The organism is Streptomyces aureus (assembly GCF_001418135.1).
GTDB lineage: Bacteria > Actinomycetota > Actinomycetes > Streptomycetales > Streptomycetaceae > Streptomyces > Streptomyces aureus_A.
Map to the genome: position 1 here is coordinate 1 of NZ_LIPQ01000325.1, position 2249 is coordinate 2249.

Below are 2249 nucleotides of genomic sequence, written 5' to 3' on the forward strand. Positions count from 1 at the left end.
CGGCGGGCCCGCCGCGGAGGCGTACGGAAGCCCCACGGAATTAGTTGCGTGCGCGCACGCTCTCTGTCACAGTTGGTGCAGCGGCGGAGCTGCGCCCGAACAACGGGCGGCGGCTTCGCCGTTCGCCGTCCGGGCGCGCTGCCGCGCCCCGCCCCCCTCCCGCCGGAGCGCCCCGGGCGGCACCCCGTCCCGCAGCCCTCTCCCGAGGAGAACCCGTCATGACCACTCCCCCGAGTGCTTTCCCGGACGTCGAGAAGCTGGTCGTCGACGTCCTCAAGGCCGATCCGGCCCTGGCCGGCGCGACCATCGCGGTCCACCCGCCGGCCGGCTTCGACGGCACCCAGGCCGCCGTCCTGGTGAACCGCCGGGGCGGCGCCTGGATCGGCGACCTGCACGTCGACATGCCGCTGATCGAGTTCGAGGTGTACGGGCCGACCAAGAACGCCGCCCACGTCCTCGCCAACGGCGCCCGCCGGGCCCTGCTCGCCACCATCGGCAAGCAGATCGGCGCCGACAACGTCGTCCACGACGTCGAGGAGCAGGACGGGCCGCGCTGGCTGCCCGACTACCTCTACCGGGGCGCCAACCGCTACCTGTGCGTCATCCGCCTCTCCCTGAGCGTGTTCTAGCCGCTCGCCGAGCGGCCCCGGGCACTCACCGAGCCCTCGGGCCCTCGCCCCACCGACCAGGCCTCGCCGTCCGGCGGGGCCTTTGCCGTACCCGGACCCGTGTCCGGGTACGGCAGCCCTCTCACCAAGGAGAAACACACCATGGCAGGAAACAACTCGGCCGAGATCCGCGTCGCCGGTACCGGCAAGCTCTACGTCGCCGACGCCGGCACCGCCGCCCCCGCCACCTTCGGCGCCGACGCCGCCGCCGACTGGACCGGCGCGGGCTGGAAGGACCTCGGCTTCACGACCGGCGACGGCGTGACCTTCGCCAAGAAGGACAAGCTGGAGCCGATCGACTCGTGGCAGTCGGTCTCCCCGGTGCACTTCATCTACTCCAGCCGTGACCTCTCGCTGAAGTTCTCGATGCTCCAGTTCAACGAGCTGACGCTGCCCTTCTTCATGGGCGGCGGCAAGGTCGAGGCCGAGCCGGCCCCGTCCACCGAGACCTACAAGTACGAGATCGCCGAGCGTCCGTTCGCGGACGTGCGCGCCCTCGGCCTGGAGTTCACCGACGTCAAGGCCGGTGGCACCACCGCGGTGACGTACCGCTTCATCATCCCGCGGGGTCAGGTCACCGCGTCCGACGACATCAAGCTGGCCCGCAAGGCCGCGTCCCAGCTGGGCGTGACCTTCACGGCCATGTCGCAGGGCAACGGCAAGCCGCTGGCGACCTTCCTCATGAAGGACAGCCAGTACGGCACGACCGTCTGATCCCGCTTCACCCGGGGCGGGACGGCCGGCCGCCGTCCCGCCCCGCCCCCTCCTCTTCTCTTCACCCGAACAAGGAGTACGCATCACCATGGCCCGTTTCGACGTGAACGCCGCCCGAGCCCAGCGACAGGAGGCCCACGGCCGCAAGTGGTCCTTCGAGCTGGACGGCGAGACCTACACCCTTCCGACGGAGCTGAGCCGCGCCACCGCCAAGGGGCTGCGCAAGCTCGACGACAACGACGTGGACGGCCTGCTCGCACTCCTGATGGGCGAGGAGCAGTTCAGCCGCTTCGAGCAGCACGACGTCACCATGCAGGACATCGCCGCCATCCTGGAGGCCTACGGCAAGGAGACCGGGCTCGGCCTGGGGGAAGACTGAGCCTCGTCGCGTTCGTCGAAGAACACGCCGAGGCCCTTGAGGCCGACTTCATCCGCCACTACGGGCTCGACATCCTCGACTGGCACCGCGGAGAGCTCTCCAGCCGGCGGGTCCTGGCCCTGATCAGGCATCTGCCACGGGACAGCGCCCTGCAGCGCGAGCTCCACGGCGAATCCGCGGAGTGGTCGGTCACCGACCATCTGCTCGCGGCGGCGGTGGACCATCTGGCCGTCGGGAACTGGATGTTCCACGCCGTCAACGCGTCCGAGGACGGCGACCAGCCTGATCCTCCGCAGCCCGTACCCCGTCCCGGCGCCTCCGACGAGGGCGGGGAGAAGCCGGGCGAGGACTCCGCGGAGGAGAAGACCGTCGAAGAGGTCTCCCCCGGACAGCTCGCCCGGTTCTTCGGCTGACGCCGCGGAAGCCGCGCTCCCCCACGGCCCCCGGAGTCCGTTCCCGTCAGGGACCGGACTCCGGGGGCCGTGGGG

The 2249-nt window shown here is 70.9% G+C and carries 4 protein-coding genes; all 4 read left to right on the plus strand.

Features of this window, described 5'->3' with window-relative positions:
- The first annotated feature begins 218 nt into the window (after positions 1–218).
- The 4 genes from AOK00_RS25430 to AOK00_RS41635 all read left to right on the plus strand — a co-directional run bounded on the left by AOK00_RS25430 (position 219) and on the right by AOK00_RS41635 (position 2174).
- On the plus strand, positions 219–629 hold the full coding sequence (locus AOK00_RS25430) for a hypothetical protein (protein WP_055602590.1): 411 nt from the start codon (positions 219–221) through the stop codon (positions 627–629).
- 141 nt (positions 630–770) lie between these two features.
- Positions 771–1382, plus strand: a complete 612-nt coding sequence (locus AOK00_RS25435; protein ID WP_055602591.1) for a hypothetical protein — start codon at positions 771–773, stop codon at positions 1380–1382.
- An 88-nt stretch (positions 1383–1470) separates the two neighbouring features.
- Positions 1471–1761: a hypothetical protein gene (locus AOK00_RS25440; RefSeq protein WP_055602592.1), complete on the plus strand. Its 291-nt coding sequence runs from the start codon at positions 1471–1473 to the stop codon at positions 1759–1761.
- A gap of 215 nt (positions 1762–1976) precedes the next feature.
- Positions 1977–2174 carry a hypothetical protein gene (locus AOK00_RS41635; RefSeq protein WP_437441445.1) on the plus strand — a complete coding sequence of 66 codons (198 nt, stop codon included), beginning with the start codon at positions 1977–1979 and terminating at the stop codon, positions 2172–2174.
- Positions 2175–2249: the final 75 nt, after the last annotated feature.

Excerpts from the sequence above, each read along its gene's own strand:
- AOK00_RS25435 (WP_055602591.1), top strand. The coding sequence starts at position 771 with ATGGCAGGAAACAACTCGGCCGAGATCCGCGTCGCCGGTACCGGCAAG.
- AOK00_RS25440 (WP_055602592.1), top strand. The coding sequence starts at position 1,471 with ATGGCCCGTTTCGACGTGAACGCCGCCCGAGCCCAGCGACAGGAGGCC.
- AOK00_RS25430 (WP_055602590.1), top strand. The coding sequence starts at position 219 with ATGACCACTCCCCCGAGTGCTTTCCCGGACGTCGAGAAGCTGGTCGTC.